Annotated in this window: 13 protein-coding genes and 2 tRNA genes; 7 read left to right on the top strand and 8 right to left on the bottom strand. The window is 66.0% G+C overall.

Annotation, left to right across the window (positions count from 1 at the left end; translation table 11 throughout):
- Positions 1-248: 248 nt before the first annotated feature.
- The 3 genes from AC13GA_RS08675 to AC13GA_RS08685 all read right to left on the bottom strand — a co-directional run bounded on the left by AC13GA_RS08675 (position 249) and on the right by AC13GA_RS08685 (position 951).
- A tRNA-Glu gene (locus tag AC13GA_RS08675) sits at positions 249-324 on the bottom strand.
- 49 nt (positions 325-373) lie between these two features.
- Positions 374-449, bottom strand: a tRNA-Ala gene (locus AC13GA_RS08680).
- A 103-nt stretch (positions 450-552) separates the two neighbouring features.
- Positions 553-951 carry a heavy metal-responsive transcriptional regulator gene (locus AC13GA_RS08685; protein ID WP_046984684.1) on the bottom strand — a complete coding sequence of 133 codons (399 nt, stop codon included), beginning with the start codon at positions 949-951 and terminating at the stop codon, positions 553-555.
- A 186-nt stretch (positions 952-1,137) separates the two neighbouring features.
- On the opposite strand from AC13GA_RS08685, the gene AC13GA_RS08690 reads away from it, so the two are divergent.
- The 7 genes from AC13GA_RS08690 (at position 1,138) to AC13GA_RS08720 (ending at position 10,579) form a co-directional block, all read left to right on the top strand.
- Positions 1,138-2,205 (top strand): GlxA family transcriptional regulator, encoded by a 1,068-nt coding sequence (locus AC13GA_RS08690; protein ID WP_482997887.1) that lies wholly within the window; start codon positions 1,138-1,140, stop codon positions 2,203-2,205.
- Between the two features lie 81 nt (positions 2,206-2,286).
- A complete protein-coding gene (locus tag AC13GA_RS08695; RefSeq protein ID WP_046984682.1) occupies positions 2,287-3,090 on the top strand; it encodes a redoxin family protein in 804 nt (267 codons plus the stop codon).
- 30 nt (positions 3,091-3,120) lie between these two features.
- Entirely contained in the window at positions 3,121-3,963 is an 843-nt protein-coding gene (gene dsbG / locus AC13GA_RS08700; protein WP_253079094.1) for a thiol:disulfide interchange protein DsbG, read from the top strand.
- A gap of 513 nt (positions 3,964-4,476) precedes the next feature.
- The gene (locus AC13GA_RS08705) at positions 4,477-5,910 is read left to right on the top strand and encodes a DcaP family trimeric outer membrane transporter (protein ID WP_478473582.1); all 1,434 of its coding nucleotides are present in this window, start codon (positions 4,477-4,479) and stop codon (positions 5,908-5,910) included.
- 76 nt (positions 5,911-5,986) lie between these two features.
- Entirely contained in the window at positions 5,987-7,339 is a 1,353-nt protein-coding gene (gene adiC, locus AC13GA_RS08710) for an arginine/agmatine antiporter (protein ID WP_426355685.1), read from the top strand.
- A gap of 20 nt (positions 7,340-7,359) precedes the next feature.
- Complete coding sequence (locus AC13GA_RS08715) at positions 7,360-9,648, top strand: Orn/Lys/Arg family decarboxylase (RefSeq protein WP_428710530.1); 2,289 nt, start codon at positions 7,360-7,362, stop codon at positions 9,646-9,648.
- 28 nt (positions 9,649-9,676) lie between these two features.
- A complete protein-coding gene (locus tag AC13GA_RS08720) occupies positions 9,677-10,579 on the top strand; it encodes a cation diffusion facilitator family transporter (RefSeq protein WP_482997888.1) in 903 nt (300 codons plus the stop codon).
- 197 nt (positions 10,580-10,776) lie between these two features.
- Here AC13GA_RS08720 and AC13GA_RS08725 read toward each other — a convergent pair whose 3' ends face one another.
- The 5 genes from AC13GA_RS08725 to AC13GA_RS08745 form a co-directional block, all read right to left on the bottom strand.
- Positions 10,777-11,490 carry an energy transducer TonB family protein gene (locus AC13GA_RS08725; protein WP_046984676.1) on the bottom strand — a complete coding sequence of 238 codons (714 nt, stop codon included), beginning with the start codon at positions 11,488-11,490 and terminating at the stop codon, positions 10,777-10,779.
- Positions 11,483-12,283: a ChaN family lipoprotein gene (locus tag AC13GA_RS08730; protein WP_482997889.1), complete on the bottom strand. Its 801-nt coding sequence runs from the start codon at positions 12,281-12,283 to the stop codon at positions 11,483-11,485. The genes AC13GA_RS08725 and AC13GA_RS08730 overlap by 8 nt, the downstream gene beginning before the upstream one ends.
- Positions 12,270-14,741, bottom strand: a complete 2,472-nt coding sequence (locus AC13GA_RS08735; RefSeq protein WP_482997890.1) for a TonB-dependent receptor — start codon at positions 14,739-14,741, stop codon at positions 12,270-12,272. The genes AC13GA_RS08730 and AC13GA_RS08735 overlap by 14 nt, the downstream gene beginning before the upstream one ends.
- Before the next feature lie 64 nt (positions 14,742-14,805).
- Positions 14,806-15,732, bottom strand: a complete 927-nt coding sequence (locus tag AC13GA_RS08740; RefSeq protein WP_482997891.1) for a FecR family protein — start codon at positions 15,730-15,732, stop codon at positions 14,806-14,808.
- Positions 15,729-16,238 carry an RNA polymerase sigma factor gene (locus AC13GA_RS08745; RefSeq protein WP_482997892.1) on the bottom strand — a complete coding sequence of 170 codons (510 nt, stop codon included), beginning with the start codon at positions 16,236-16,238 and terminating at the stop codon, positions 15,729-15,731. Before AC13GA_RS08745 ends, AC13GA_RS08740 begins: the two co-directional genes overlap by 4 nt.
- Positions 16,239-16,252: the final 14 nt, after the last annotated feature.

A 16,252-nucleotide genomic window follows, 5' to 3' on the forward strand; every position in this document is an offset into this window, starting at 1 on the left:
CGGGATCGAACCGCTGACCTCCTGCATGCCATGCAGGCGCTCTCCCAGCTGAGCTATGGCCCCGTGTTACCGAGCCGCCCATCATACCTGCGTGTTCACATTTGTGGAAGCTTTTTTTTAAGCTTTTTTCGTTCCGGATCAACCGCAGCCATGAGGGCAGGGGAACCGCAACGCCACAACCTGAATGCCGGTGGGCGGTGAACAAAAAAGACCCGGTTATCGGCCGGGTCCTCGTTGTTCATGATGAGTGGCGTCCCCACGGGGATTCGAACCCCGGTCGCCACCGTGAAAGGGTGATGTCCTAGGCCTCTAGACGATGGGGACGCACGAAAAACTTCAAGTTGTAGAACCTTCGACGGCCTAATGTCGAAAGTGGTGGAGCCAAGCGGGATCGAACCGCTGACCTCCTGCATGCCATGCAGGCGCTCTCCCAGCTGAGCTATGGCCCCACGTCGCTGAGGAGCGAAATAATAGCCTTGCCCCAGGGGGTTGGCAAGCATTTGTTGCACTTTTCTTCACGTCGATTGCGAGGTGGATCTCGCTCGCCTGGGCTCATGCAGTGTCGTCGGTCAGCGCGGCCAGGATCGGGCATTGATCCAGCGTGCCGTGCCCCGGGCAGGCATCGACCAGTTGTGACAGCGCGTTGTGCATGCGCTGCAGTTCGGCCATCCGCTGCGCGATATCCAGCAGGCGTGCCTGGGCCGTGTCGCGGACGCTGCCCATGTCCTGCTGGTGGCGATCACTGAGCGCGAGCAGCTCGCCGATTTCTTCCAGGCTGAAGCCCAGTGATTTGGCCCGGCGGATGAAGCGCAGCCGGCGCAGGTCCCGCTCACCGAAGATGCGGTAGCCACCGGCCGAACGTGCGGCCGTGGGCAGCAGATGCTGGCGCTCGTAGTAGCGGACCGTATCGATGGGCACGCCAGCCTGGCGGGCCAGTTGTCCAATGTTCATGGCGGATTCCTGCGGATGCTGCCGCGCATTGTGAAGCCTTGAGTCTGGTCAAGAGTCAAGACTTTCTGCCGAGCCGCGTATTCAGCGCACTTTGCAACTTTCTTCATAGCCCTGCCGCTGGACCAGTTCCTACCCTTCGCCTGAACCGGCCATTCGATGGCCCGCAACGAACCGAGGAGGTGGTGTGTGGAAGGATTCAGGAACGAAGGATTCGTCGAGGTCGCGGTGGTCGAGTACCCGGGAGGCGATCCCTCGGCCGCCTCGGTGCTGGCAGAGATGGCGCACGTGGCCAATCGCCTGGCCCAGCAGCAGCGCCGGCCGTTCAAGCGCGTGTTGGTTACCCGCTGGATCGTGCCGGCCAGTCAGACCGGCGTGCATCGCATCGCCGGTGCGGAAATGCTCGATGCCGCCATTCCCGCAGTGATCGCGGTGCCGGGCCAGATCAGCCCCGGAGCCTGCCTGCGTGCCGACGAGATCCTGCTGGACTGGCTGCGGGCTCATTACGACGGCGGCAGCCTTCTGGCGGCCGCCAGTGATGGCGTAAGCGTACTGGCACGCGCCGGATTGCTGGCCGGGCGCACCGTCAGTGGACCTGATCTGGCGCGGCATCCCGGGCTGCAGGCACAGGCTGCCAGCTGGGTGCCGAGTGAACGCGCACTGGTCGATGACGGCGACCTGTTGACCGTTGGCGGTTCGCAGGCCTGGCGCTTCCTGGCGCTGCGCCTGCTGTACCGGTTGCACGGGCAGGGCGTGGCCAGCGCGGTGGCACAGCAGTTGGGAATCACCGTGTCGGCGACGATCCAGCAGGATCTGGAGCGTTTCAGCGCCAACTTCGCCCATGGCGATCGCGATGTGCTGAAAGCGCAGCGTTGGTTGCATACCACAGCGGCACGCGGCGCTACTCTCGCCGCGATCTGCGAGATTGCCGGGCTTGAGCCGCGGACGCTGCAGCGACGCTTCCTGCGGGCCACGGGGCTGCGCCCCATCGAGTACTGCCAGCGGCTGCGCATCGCCAAGGCGCAGACCCTGCTCCAGCAGGGGGCAGGCATCGATGAAGTGGCCTGGGGCGTGGGCTACGCGGATCAGAGTGCTTTCCGACGCCTGTTCCTGCGCATTGTCGGCATGACGCCGGCCAATTATCGCCGCCATGTCAACAGCAAGCGGCGTGAACGGCCGTTGATGCCATCGGTGGCGGGCAGCCTGCGCGGTCTGCAGGTCCCCTCGGCACTGCAGTTGGGACGCAGTGCGGCCTAGCGCATGATCAGATGTCGCGCTTGCAACGTGGGCGTGACCCTTCGACCATGCAGCCAGTGAACGAATGAGGCAGGTGGGCTGATGTCGAGTGTTGGACCGGTGCCGATGCCGGTGGTATTGATTCTCGCGTGCGTGTTGCTGGCGATGGCCGTGGCCCATTTATGGCCACGTCGGAAGGACGGGGGGCCGTTACCCTCGGCGGCAAGCATGGTGCTGGACATGTTGCTGATCGGCCTGCTCTTTGGCCGCATCAGTTTCGTTGCCTTGAACCTTGCCTTGTATCGCGAGGCACCCTGGAGCATTCTGCAGATCGCAGACGGCGGCTACCACCTGCCGGTAGTGCTTGTTGCCGGGCTGGCGTGGGGGCTGTGGCGATTGCGGCGTTGGCGCCCACTGCGCGCGCCGGTACTGGTCGGCGCGTTGATTGGTATGTTGCTATGGGCAGGTGGCAGCCAGCTGCTGTCAGCCTGGCAGGAACGGCAGATGCCGCTGCCGACGTTGCAGGTGGCTGATCTGCAGGGCGGGAAGGTTGATCTGCAGCAGTTCAAGGGTAAACCGCTGGTACTGAATCTCTGGGCGACCTGGTGCGGGCCCTGCCGGCGCGAGATGCCGGTGCTGGCGGCGGCACAGCAGGCACACGCGGATGTGCAGTTCGTATTCCTCAACCAGGGCGAAACCCTGGGCGAGGTCCAGGGTTTCATCGCCGGCGAGCGGCTCATGCTCGGCAACGTGTTGCTCGACGATGACGCTGCAGCATCCACCGTGCTCGGCGTGCAGGCCTACCCGTCGACCCTCTTTTTCGATGCCGAAGGACGCCTGCGCGAACTGCACCTCGGCGAACTGACCGCAGCCGGTCTTGAACACAAACTGCGCCGGCTGCGGTAGCCTGCGCGGGCATCTCACTACGGAGTTCCCATGTTGTCGACTTCCCTGCGCACCGTCCCTGCGGTGCTGTTGCTGCCGGTCATGCTGGCATTGGCCGCCTGCAGCCAGGCACAGACACCGCCGGGCAAGGCTGCCGCGGCACCGGCAGCAAGTGCTGCGGCCTCCGCCGCCAAGGGCGACCGCCCCGCTGTGCTGAAGGGCATCGAGAAGCATGGCTTCGAGGTTGTTGCCGAATTCGACGCCCCCGGTGGCCTGCGTGGCTTTGCCGGCGTGGTCGGTGGCCAGCAGCCGGCCGCGGCTTACGTCACTGCCGATGGCAAGCATGTACTGGTTGGCAGCCTGTTCGATGCCGAGGGCAACGACGTGGCCGCCGAGGCCGTTGAGAAACTGGTTGCGCAGCCGATGTCGGCCAAAATGTGGACCAAGCTGGAGGCCAGCGCGTGGGTGCGCGATGGCAAGGCCGACGCGCCGCGGGTGGTCTACACCTTCAGCGATGCCAACTGCCCGTACTGCCACAAGTTCTGGGAAGCGGCGCGTCCGTGGGTCGATGCGGGCAAGGTCCAGCTGCGTCACATCATGGTCGGTGTGATCCGCGAAGACAGTCCGGCCAAGGCGGCCGCCATCCTTGCTGCGCGTGATCCGAGTGCAGCGCTGCTGCAGAATGAGCATGAGTTCGATCGCGGTGGCATCAAAGCGCTGCCGAACATCAGTCGCGAGATCGCTGGCAAGCTCGACGCGAACCAGGTGCTGATGATCGAGATGGGCTTCCAGGGCACGCCAGGCATCCTGTTCCAGGATGCGCAGGGCCAGGTGCAGCGTCGCGCCGGCCTGCCGCAGGGTGCCGACCTGCAGACGGTGCTGGGCCCGCGCTGAGCCGCGACTCTCATCGTGAATGACCCACGGGCCCGCATGGCAGCATGCGGGCCTGTTGCTTTTCGTGATCAAAACCGACATTGCGGCCTGCGCATGACTTGTTCGTCATCACGTCTGAATAGTGACTGACATCAAGCCTCGCGCCTTGATTCCAATCAAGGCCAAAAACGACAGGTGAATTAGCCTGTGACGCATGGAATACAGCGTCAATGCGCGATGGATGCCGCGCTCGCCACGCCCTGATCAGGGTCGGCCGGCTCAGCCATTCACGACAACCTCACCCCGTGCTTGTTACCCAGACCGCTGCGGCCGCCACCTCTCTGGCAGCGCGGCCTTGTTGGCGTCGACATTGGTGTGGGCAGGACAGTGTCATCGTCCTGTGGCCTGCGATGTGCAGGCTGACTGGTGTCGTCAACGCAGTATCCGCATTTCCAACAACGGTAACGTGAGGCCGGAGCGGCGCATGCGTGCGTCCCGCCATCGCGCTGCGAGTGTTTTTCCAGGGAGGATGCAATGCGCTTGGCGGTAGTGAGTCTGGCCTGTTTGACCGCGTTGGTGATCACACCGGCGTATGCGCAGCAGGATGACCGGGAGGACGCGCAGGCCCTGCGCCGTGAGATCGCGGCCATGCGGCAGGCACTTGAAGGCATGCAGCAGCGCTTGGACCGTCTCGAGCGGCACGATGGGGCTGCTGTACCCGCCAGCGCATCGCTGCCAGCTCCCGTGATCGCACCCACCGGTACCGCCAACCTGCTGCACCCTACCCAGGTGCCGGGCGTGGCGCCGCCGGTGCTGCCACTGCGCGAATCGGTGGCCGATCCGTCCACCGCTGCGTCGCGTCCCGACAGTGCCGCTGGTCCGACCGATCCCGATCTGAAGGGCTTCTTCGCTATTCCAGGTACCGACACGGTGATCCGTATCGGCGGCTACGCCAAACTCGATGCCATCGCCGATTCGCGTGGAGCAGGTGACGAGGATCAGTTCATCCCCTCGTCGATGCCGGTGGGCGGCAATCATCGCGATGTCTCCAACTTCAACATCCACGCCAAGCAGACCCGTTTCAGCTTCGAGGCACGGCGCCCGACCACGCATGGCAACCTGCGCTTCTACCTGGAGAATGATTTCTTCGGCAGCAGCGATGGCTACGAATTCCGCCTGCGCCATGCCTATGGCCAGCTCGGCAATACCTACGCCGGCTATGGCTATTCCAGTTTCATGGATCCGGACAGCCTGCCCGATACGCTGGACTTTGCAGGGCCCGGCGGCGCCGGTTACCTGCTGGTGGCAGGCATCCATCACAGCTTTGCGATGGGCAAGGGCAACACCCTGACCGTCGCTGCAGAAGATCCGAAGACCGAACTTGCCGGTGCCAGCGATGAGCGCGCCGCCGTGAACCGGCTGCCGGATGTGACGGTGACCGCGCGCATGGAGCGCGATTGGGGCCACCTGCAGCTGGGCGCGGTGGCACGTAGCCTGGCCTACGACGGTGACGATGAGCGCGACCGGCGCATGGCCGGTGGCCTGCAGCTGAGCGGCTCGGCATCGGTAGGCGAACGCGACCTGCTGCTGTTCGGCGCTTTGGGTGGGCGCGGCCTCAGCCGCTACACCGCTGACCTGACCGGCTCCGGACTGGACGCGGTGGTCGGTGCCGATGGCCACCTCGATGCACTGGATCTGCACGGCGGCTTTGTGGGTTACACCCACTACTGGTCCGAGTTGTGGCGTTCGAACCTGATCTTCGGCCAGCTGACCCTGGAGCGTAATGCCGCACTGGCGGCCGACGCGTTCCGGCAGAGCCGTTACGGCGTGTTCAATCTGATCTGGAGCCCGGCGCCGTCGTGGACGATGGGCATGGAGCTGCTGTACGGACGTCTGGAACAACAGGGCGGCGCGCGCGGCGACACGGTCCGGGTGCAGGGCAGCCTGCAATACAACTTCATCAAATAGGCGCCAGCGGTCGTACGCCAGCGTAACCGTCCCCACGCCCGGTTGTACCGGGCTCATGCCAGTACAGGAGATTGTCATGGCAGAAGCAAAGAAAATCGGGGTGGTCGGAGCCACCTTCCTCGTCGCCGGCAACATGATGGGCTCAGGCGTGTTCCTGTTGCCATCCAGCCTGGCCAAGATTGGTACCGCCTCTATCTGGGGCTGGCTGATCACCACCGCGGGCGCGCTGCTGCTGGCCTTCGTGTTCGCCAAGCTGGGCAAGCTGGCACCCAAGGCGGGCGGCCCCTACGCCTATGCGCGTGACTGGTTCGGGCCCTACATGGGCTTCCAGACCAACACCATCTACTGGTTCGCCAACTGGATCGGCAACGTCGCCATCCCGATCGCGGCGGTCGGCTACTTCAGCTACTTCTTCCCGATCCTGTCCGAGCCGCTGGTGCGCTGCATCGCGGTGCTGGTGCTGGTGTGGGCGCTGAGCTTCGCCAACATGATCGGCCCGGCGTTCGTCAGCCGCGTGCAGACGGTCACCACCAGCTTCGCACTGGTGCCGATCCTGGGTATCGCCATCTTCGGCTGGTTCTTCTTCGATGCCGACATCTTCAAGGGCGCCTACAACGTGTCCGGTGAATCCAACTTCGGCGCGATCTCCAGTGCGGCGGCACTGACCCTGTGGGCCTTCATTGGCGTCGAATCCGCTTCGGTCACCGCCGGCGTGGTGGAGAATCCGGAAAAGAACGTGGCCCGCGCCACCCTGGCGGGTGTGTTCCTGGCTGCCATCGCCTACATCGCCAGTTCTTCGGTGATCATGGGCATGGTGCCCAACGGCGAGCTGCAGACCTCCGATGCTCCGTTCGCACTGGCGGCGGCCAAGGCCGTCGGTGGCTGGGGTGGTGCGCTGGTCAGCCTGTGCGCCTTCATCGGCGCTGCCGGTTCACTGGGCGGCTGGATCCTGCTGACCGCGCAGAGCGCCAAGGCGGCCTCCGACGATGGCCTGTTCCCGAGCATCTTCAGCAAGACCAACAAGGATGACGTGCCGGTCAAGGGCGTGCTGATCGTAGCGGTGCTGATGACCCTGGCGGTGCTGGTGACCTCCACCTCGAAGACCGCCTCGGCCCAGTTCGACGTGATCACTTCGGCGGCGGTGGTGCTGACGCTGCTGCCGTACATCTATTCGTGCGTGGCCTGCTACTTCGTGGTGGAGCGGTCGCACACGCTGGTGCACACCGGTGCGTTCTGGACCCTGACCAGCCTGACGGTCGTGTACTGCCTGTGGGCGATCTACGGCTCGTCGGGAACGATCGTGCAGTACGCCTTCCTGTTCGTGCTGTTCATCACCGTGTTCTATCCCTTCTTCAGCGAGGAGCGTCGCCAACAGCGGCAGCGTTCCCGCGAGGCGGCGGCAATTTCGTCCGGCGCCCAGCGTTCCTGAGTTAGACAAGGAGAATCAACGTGTATTTCAAGTCTCTGGATTATCCGGTCATCGTCATTGACGGTGACTACGACTCGCCGCGCATCGGCGGCATCCTCATCCGTGCGCTGGTGGAAGAGCTGCGCAGCAATGACCAGCGCGTGCTGTGCGGGCTGAACCTGGATGACGCCCGTGCCGGCGCCCGCACCTATGTGGCTGCTTCGGCGGTGCTGATCTCGATCGACGGCAGCGAGGAGGTCGATGGCGAGTTCCAGCGCCTGACCGCCTTCCTGCGCGAGCAGAGTGCGCGCCGGGCCAACCTGCCGGTATTCCTGTACGGCGAGCGCCGTACCATCGAGAAGGTGCCGAGCAAGCTGCTCAAGTACATCCATGGCTTCATCTTCCTGTTCGAAGACACCAAGAGCTTCATCTCGCGTCAGGTGATGCGTGCGGCCGAAGACTACATGCAGAACCTGCTGCCGCCGTTCTTCAAGGCGCTGATCCACCACGCGGCGGAGTCGAACTATTCCTGGCATACGCCTGGCCATGCCGGTGGCGTGGCCTTCACCAAGTCACCGGTCGGGCGCGCCTTCCACCAGTTCTACGGTGAGAACACGCTGCGCAGCGATCTGTCGATTTCGGTGCCGGAGCTGGGCTCGCTGCTGGACCACACCGGCCCGATCAAGGAGGCCGAGGACGAGGCCGCGCGCAACTTCGGCGCCGACCACACCTTCTTCGTCACCAACGGTACGTCGACGGCCAACAAGATCGTGTGGCACGGTACCGTGGCCCGTGGCGACGTGGTGTTCGTCGACCGCAACTGCCACAAGTCGCTGCTGCATTCGCTGATCATGACCGGCGCGGTACCGGTGTATTTCACGCCCAGCCGCAATGCGCACGGCATCATCGGCCCGATCAGCCTGGACCAATTCACCCCGGAATCCCTGCAGCAGAGCATCGCGGCCAATCCGCTGGCCAGCCAGGCCTACCAGGCCGGTTCCAAGCCGCGTATCGCGGTGGTGACCAACTCGACCTACGACGGCCTGTGCTACAACGCCGAGAAAATCGCGGAGGAGATCGGCAGCGCGGTCGACTTCCTGCATTTCGACGAGGCCTGGTACGCCTATGCCGCGTTCCATCCGTTCTACGAGAACCACTACGGCATGGCCAAGGGCAAGCCGCGCGAGCAGGATGCGATCATCTTCACCACTCATTCCACGCACAAGCTGTTGGCTGCGTTCTCGCAGGCCTCGATGATCCACGTGCGCAATTCGGCCAGCCGCGACCTGGACGCTGAACGCTTCAACGAATCGTTCATGATGCATACCTCGACCAGCCCGCATTACGGCGTGATCGCGGCGTGTGATGTTGCCTCGAAGATGATGGAAGGCGATGCGGGTCGTTCGCTGGTACAGGAAATGCACGACGAGGCCATCGCCTTCCGCCGCGCGATGCTGCACGTGCGCGATGACCTCGGTCGCGACGACTGGTGGTTCAGCGTGTGGCAGCCGACCCAGGTCGAGCGCAGCCTGGACAAGGGCGATACGCCGGCACCGCTGGTGGCCAAGCGCGAGGAGTGGTACCTGCAGCCGGACGCGCACTGGCACGGTTTCGAGAACCTGGTCGACGACTACGTGCTGATCGACCCGATCAAGGTGACCCTGCTGACCCCGGGCCTGGCGATGGACGGCAGCATGGGCAAGCTGGGCATCCCGGCGGCGGTGCTGAGCAAGTTCCTGTGGGGCCGCGGCATCACCGTGGAGAAGACCAACCTGTACTCGGTGCTGTTCCTGTTCTCGATGGGCATCACCAAGGGCAAGTGGAGCACCCTGGTCACCGAACTGATGGCGTTCAAGGAACTGTACGACCGAAACGCGCCGCTCAGCCAGGCGCTGCCGACGTTGGCCGCCGATTACCCGGTGGCTTACGCCGGCTGGGGCCTGCGCGACCTGTGCGATGCGCTGCATGCGTTCAACCAGGAGTTCGCGGTGGCCAAGGTGATGCGCGAGATGTACGTGGATCTGCCGACGCCGGTGATGACCCCGGCCGATGCCTACAACCACCTGGTGAAGGGCGAGATCGAGCGGGTCGACATCGAGCAGATCAGCGGCCGCATTGCCGCGACCATGCTCGTACCGTACCCGCCGGGCATCCCTACCATCATGCCGGGCGAGCGCTTCGGTGACAGCGACGAGCCGATCATCCAGTCGCTGCGCATCGCCCGCGAACAGAACGCGCGCTTCCCCGGCTTCGAATCGGATGTGCACGGGCTCATCATCGAGCAGGAGGGTGATGCGGTTTCGTACAAGGTGGAGGTGCTGAAGGCCTGACCGGCAACGGTCGTCCGTTCGGCGAACGATGGATACCGCGCGCGAGCAACGCATCCTGACGTTCTCGATCGGAGTCACCCTTGCGGTGAGTGCGGTCGGTTTCAGTGGTGGCCTGCTGGTGGGATCGCAGGCCATCCTGTTCGACGGCGTGTACAGCCTGGTCGACGTTGCCCTGACCCTGGTGTCGTTGTCGGTGTTGCGGCTGGTGGCGCGGGAACAGAGCCCACGCTTCCAGTACGGCTATTGGCACCTGGAGCCGATGGTCGAGGCGCTGGGCGGCGTGATCCTGTCGCTGGCCTGCGTGTACGCGCTGGCCAACGCCGTGATCGGCCTGACCACGGGCGGGCACGAAGTGAAATTCGGGCCCGCGCTGTGGTGGGCAGCGCTGCTGAGTGCCAGCAACCTGGCGATGGCGGCGTTCGTCGCGCAGCGGGCGCGGCATCTGCGCTCGGCGCTGCTGTGGCTGGACGTGCGTGGCTGGCTGTTGGGTGGGTTGATGAGCCTGGCGGTGGTACTGGCCTTCGTGCTGGCACTGGCGCTGCATGGCGGTGAGTGGCACCACTGGGTGCCGTACCTGGATTCGATCGTGCTGGCCTTGATGAGCCTGGCGGTGCTGCCGGTGCCGGCACGCAGTGCATGGAAGGCCATGCGCGAAGTGCTGCAGGTAGCGCCGGATGATCTGGACGGTCGCGTGCAGCAGGTGATGCAGGCCTTCGTGGCCGAACGTGGCTATACCGGCTTCACCAGCCACGTGGCGAAGATGGGGCGGATGCGCTTCATCGAGATCCATGTGCTGGCCGACCCGGCCACGCCATTGGGTTCGGTCGGTGATGTCGACGCGATGCGCGATGAGATCGCGGTGCGATTGGATGCCCGTGCCAGCACGTTCTGGCTGACCATTGATTTTACTGCCGACCCGGCGTGGACGTGACCCCGGAACTGTAGAGCCGGGCCCATGCTCGGCTGCTCCACGCGAACGGCAGCCGAGCATGGGCTCGGCTCTGCAAGTGGACGCAATCGTTGCGCATGGCGGACTACTCTGTTGCGCCAGTTCCATTTGACCTCAACCAGAGTTGAGGTTGCAGACTGCCTCGCAATCCCCGACATCAAAGCGGAGGCTTGGATCGTCTAGCGCAGGTAGTACTCCACCGGCACCACCAGTTCCTGCGGCGCCTTCAGCTCGGCGGGAATGGGCGGTAGCGGCTGCGCACGACGGAAGGTCTGCAGCGCGGCGTCATTCAGCATCGGCTGGCCACTGGACTGCTCCAGCCGCAGCGCCAGCAGGCGGCCCTCACGGTCGATGCTGGCCCTGACCCACGCCGTACCCTGCTGGCGACGCGAGCGCGCGGCGGCGGGGTAATAGCGGTAACGCTCCAGCCGCGCCATCAGGCGGGCTTCCCACTGGTCGCTGGCGGCGCCGGCCTGGAAGTCTGCCGGTGGCGCGTCCGGAGCGGGCGGCGCGGCCGTGATCGATGCCGGTGCGGGACTTGCATCGGTCGCGGCCGCAGGCGGGGCGACCGGCAGCGGTTGCCGGCCACGACCGCCGGTTTCACTGGCAGCCAGTTCGCCTTCGCGTGCGGCGGTGGGCGTGGGCGGCGGAGGCGACTTCGTGGCTTGTGACGCGCGTGCCTGTTGTGCCTGGCTGGGCGTATCGGCCTGGCGTTCCTCTACGGGCTGTGGCGGAGTGGCCGGTGCCAGCAGGCGCAGGCTGATGCGCACGTCCTGTTCCGGTGGCGGCAGCATGGGCGGCGTGGCGACCCAATGCACCAGCAGCAGCAAGGGCAGCAGGTGAAGGCCGATGGTAATCGCGATGGCCTGCCAGTGTTGGCCGCGCTCACTCATCGTCCAGCACCCACAGCAGATCGGCATCGGCGGCGTCGACGGATTCGCCGGGTGACGCGAGTGCGATCACCAGGGACGGCGCCTCTGGCGGCAGGTAGCCCGGCACGCCGGTCCCGCGCAGTACATGCCAGCGGCCGGCAACCAGCAGCGCCGGTGCTGGTGCACGGGTCAGCACCTGCGCCATGCGGCTGTCGCGGGCCTGCTGCACGGCCAGCATGCCGTCCAGCATCGGCGCGGCCTCTGCATGCTGGGCCAGCACCACCGCCGAAAGGCGTTGCCGTGCAGTGGCAACCGGGAACCGGACTGCCTTGGTCGAAGCCAGCAGCGTGTTGACCTGGGCGCGCGACAGGTTGCCACCGAACAGGGCCGTACCCGCAGCGGTGGCGTCCTGTACCAGCCCGCCATAGGCCGTCCACGGCCAGCGCGCATCCCAGTCAAGCAACTCCTGCAGGCGCGTGCCGTCGGCGTGGTTGTCCTTGGCCAGCCAGCGCTGCACCCGCTGCAGGCGTGGCTGGCGCTCACTGGCGATCATCTCCAGCACCAGGGCAGCCTGCGGCCGCTGCTGCTGCAGGACCTGCAGCAACCAGCGCTGGGCGGCATGGTCGCCGGACAGGTCATGGCGCTCGCCCAGCAGCATCCGTTGGGCCGCGGCCGCGCGCTTCACGAACGCGGCCTCGTCCAGGGGCTGGCCACTGGCCAGGTCGATCACCGTGCCGGGCATCGGCTGCGCGCTGGTCACTGTCGCCAGCGCGAGCAGGCACACGGGCAGCCAGCGACGGCTAGAACGCCACATTGACGCCCATCGAAACGGTGCGGCCACGGCCGTTGCCGCGGTCAAGGATCGGGCTGAAGATGCTGTCGATCGAGGCATTGTTGTCATAGGCCTTGTTCTGCAGGTTTTCGATGTTCAGCCACAGGGTGGTGTTGGCCTGGGGCTTGAAGCTGGCGTAGAAGTCCAGCAGCACGCCGGTGCCGCCGGTCTTGCGGGTCTGGAAGAAGTCGTAGCCTTCCTCGGTCGGCCCGGAGTACTCGGCACGCAGGCCGGCCTGCACGCGCTGCTGCCACCAGCGGCCACCCACGTCCAGCGTCCAGTAGCGGTCGGGCAGCGCGGTGATGTCTTCCAGGTTGACGAACTCGATGGCCGGCGCGCTGGTGCGCGAGCGGGTCCAGCTGAGCGTGGCGTGGTAGTGCTCGCTGGCGTAGTGCGCCTCAAGCTCGATGCCGCGCATGCGCACGATGCCTGGGTGGTTCATCCAGCGCGTGGTGGTGCTGAAGTCGTCCACGTCCAGTGCATCGGTCCAGGCGTTGAGCTGCGGATCGCTGTCGATCGGCACCACGAACGGTTCCACTTCCGGCGGATGCACGATCAGCAGGTACTGCGGCTTGATGTAGTCGCGGATGCGGTTGTCGAAGCGGGTGATCCGCAGCTGTGCCAGGTCACCCTCCACGAGCAGTGAGTCGGTGCTGAGGTTGGCGCCGAACTGCAGGTTGCGCGAGCGCTCGCGGTGCAGGAACGGATTGGCACCTACGCCGTCGGCATCGCTCATGCCCTCCAGCGGAATCTTCTCGAAGAACATCTCCTGCACCCGCGGCGGCCGCGAGGTGCGCGAGGCTTCGGCGAACAGCTGCAGCCAGTCGGTGGCCTGCAGCGAGACCGCCAGGCTGGGGCTGAGTGCACGCTCGGTGCGACGCACGTCGATGTCGCCGCCATTGATCTCCGTGCATTGGCCCGGCACATCCGAGCACACCGGAATATGGCCGCGGATGCCGTAGCGGTCCTGGCGCAGGCCGGCGGTCAGGGCATAGATGTCGTACTGCAGTTCCAGCGTACTGAAGACGCTGTCGAGCTGGCTGCGGCCCTGCGGATTGGCGCCGCGCAGGGTGGGAGTGTCGGCGACGTAGATGTCCGACTGGTGCTTGATGCCGGTATTCCAGCGCGCCCGCAGCGCACCGATGTCGAAGTGGCTGGTGTTGTCTACGGTCCAGCTGCTCAGGCTGCTGTGTGTGCGGCGGCCGATGTAGCTGGAATCCTCCACCGGCGGATAGAACAGCCGGGTCTTGTTGCTGGCGAAGGTCGCGCGCAGGTCGATCCACGGCGAATAGGGCGTGTAGTGGTAGCTGGCCCGCTGGTTGCGCGCGGAAATCTGCCACGGGTAGTTGTGGTAGAAGTCGTTTTCGTAATGCATGTGGCTCAGGTCGAGCCGATGCTGGTCACTCGGCTGCAGGCGCGCTTTCAACAGCCAGCTGCTGGGCTGCTGGCTGCCGGGGTCGGCACTGTTCTTCTGCCCGCGTGCGGTGGCGTACTCGTTGCTGCGGCTGCTGCTGGCAGCGGCCAGCAGGCCGAACTGGCGGTCACCGCCGTCCTCGCTGTGGCGCCACGCACCGGCGAAGGTGCGGCCGCTGCCATAGCCGTTGTTGCCATGGCGATAGCCCGCACGCAGGCCCCAGTCGCGGCCTTCGCCGAGCAGATCCTCGATATCCAGCGTGCGGAAATTGGCACTGCCGGCCAGCGTACCGGCGCCATCACCGCCGGCAACCGCGCCGCGCTGCACGTCCACGCCGGCCAGCAGGAACGGGTCGACATAGGCGAACGGGCCACCCGAGCCATGCCCGGCGTTGTTGCGGAAGGTCTGGGTGACTCCGTCGATCATGGTGTTGACCCGGCCGGCGCCGGTCATGCCGCGGATGTTGACCTGCAGGCCAGGTTGGCTGCGCGAATGGAAGCTGTGGGTGCCGGGCATCGAACGCAGCAGGCTGTTGCCTTCCTGGCGTTCGGCCATCGCCACACGCTCGCTGCCGACCGTGGGCGCGAAACCATCACGGGTGGCCGGTACGTACTGGCTGGCGCCGGCGCCCGGTGCATGGCCGTGCGCGGTATCGCCCTGCACCCGCAGCGGCCCGGTGCGGCGGCTGCCATCACCCCGTTCGGCGGGTGCCGGTTCCAGGGTGGCGCGGCGTGCATCGATGAAGCGCGGGCGCAGGCCGCTGCCTGTGAGCAGATGGGACAATGCCTGGGCGTCGTCGAAATCACCGCACAGGGCAGGGGCGGCATGGCCGGCGGGCAGCGCCGCACCGATCACCAGATCGACGCCGCTCAGGCGGCTGTAGGCATCCAGTGCGGCAGCCAGTGGCTGTGCGGGCAGATCGTAGCGGCGGGTGGCCGCCTGCGCCTGCGCACTGGCAGGCAGCAGTGGAATCGCGCTGGCACAGGCCAGCGACAGGGCGAGGACAAGGGGGCGGTGGCACAGCATCGGGGGCTCCAGGAGGTGACGCAGAGCGTCGTCATCCTGGGTAGACGCGGCCGCGGACCGGATGTCAGGGTGCATCACGCTGTTCCCTGCGCGGCGGCAGCCACACCTGTATGCCTGCACCGAAGTGCAGCACGCGCACCTGCAGCTGGGTGGCCAGCTGGTCGCGGTTGCTGGCCGCACCATCGGCCCTGCCGAGCAGGGTGACCGGCTGCTGGCGCAGGCGCTCGCCGACGACCCATGTGTGCCCGCCATGCCAACGATCCAGACCCTGGGCGACTTCAGCCAGGGGGGCCGACACCCAGTGCAGGCGCCGTTCGCGCCAGGCCAGGACACTGCTGTCTGCGTCTGTCGCGATCGCCGGTGTGTTTCCATTGAAGCGCAGCTGCTGACCCTCGCTGGCCTGCACGCTGCTGGCGCCGCTTTCCACGCGGACGCTGTGTTCGGTGACTGTGACCACGCTGCTGCCGCCCTGCACGGCCAGATCAAATGCGGTTCCCAGTGCGGTGACGGTGCCCTGTGGGGTGTGTACCTGGAATGGCCGCTCGGCATCGGCGGCGACCTTGAACCAGGCTTGCCCTCGCTGCAGCTGCAGCTGACGGCGCTGTGCGTCGACGCGCACATGCACTTCGCTGCCCGGCGACAACAGCACATGCGAGCCGTCCGGCAGGGCTTCATCACGGATCTCGCCAGCGGCGGTGCGCAGTACCTGAGCAGCAGGCGGCGAGGCGTGGCGGCTGTACAGACCGAGCGCGCACAGCAAAAGGACCGCAATGCCGGCTTCGCGGCGGCGGCGGCGTTGCCTGCGTTGCTGGTGCCGCTGCAAGCTCGGCAACGCTGCACCGGCCTGCCACAGCTGCTGCAGATGCTGGTACTGCGCGGCATGTCGCGGATCGGCCTGGTACCACTGTTCGAACGCGCTCTCGTCGCGGTCACCGTCGTGCCCGTCCAGCCACCAGCGTGCGGCTTCGCGCGCGATCGCGTCCTGGCTCATGCGCCCGGTACCTGCTGCAGGGCGACCAGAGCACGCAGCAGATGGCCATGCGCGGTCTGCCGGCTGATGCCGAGCTGGCGGCCGATGTCGGCCAGTGCCAACTGCTCCACCCGGGCCAGCAGGAACACCTGGCGTGATCGCGGCGGCAGCGCGGCGATGATTGCATCGAGATGGCGCAGCCGTTCGGCGTCGAGCAGGCGTTGCTCCGGCAGCGGTGCAGGATCGGCGATGGCGTGCAGCTGCGCGTCATCCAGCGCCTCTTCGCGACGGCGCTGGCGTTGCCGGTAGTGGTCGGCGATCAGGTTGTGGGCAACGCGGTACAGATAGGCGCGGCCATTGTTCAGCAGGCCGCTGGTGGCGACCTTGACGACACGCAGCCAGGTTTCCTGGACGACGTCATCGGCGTCGCTGCGTTGCGGGAGTTTGCGGCGGACATGGGCGTGCAGCGGCCGGTAATGGGCCGCGCACAGATGCGCGACATCCGTCGGTTCGACAGGCGTGGACACGGGGCGGGCGACAA

The sequence above is a fragment of the Stenotrophomonas sp. 22DLJC03 genome (genome assembly GCF_056861405.1).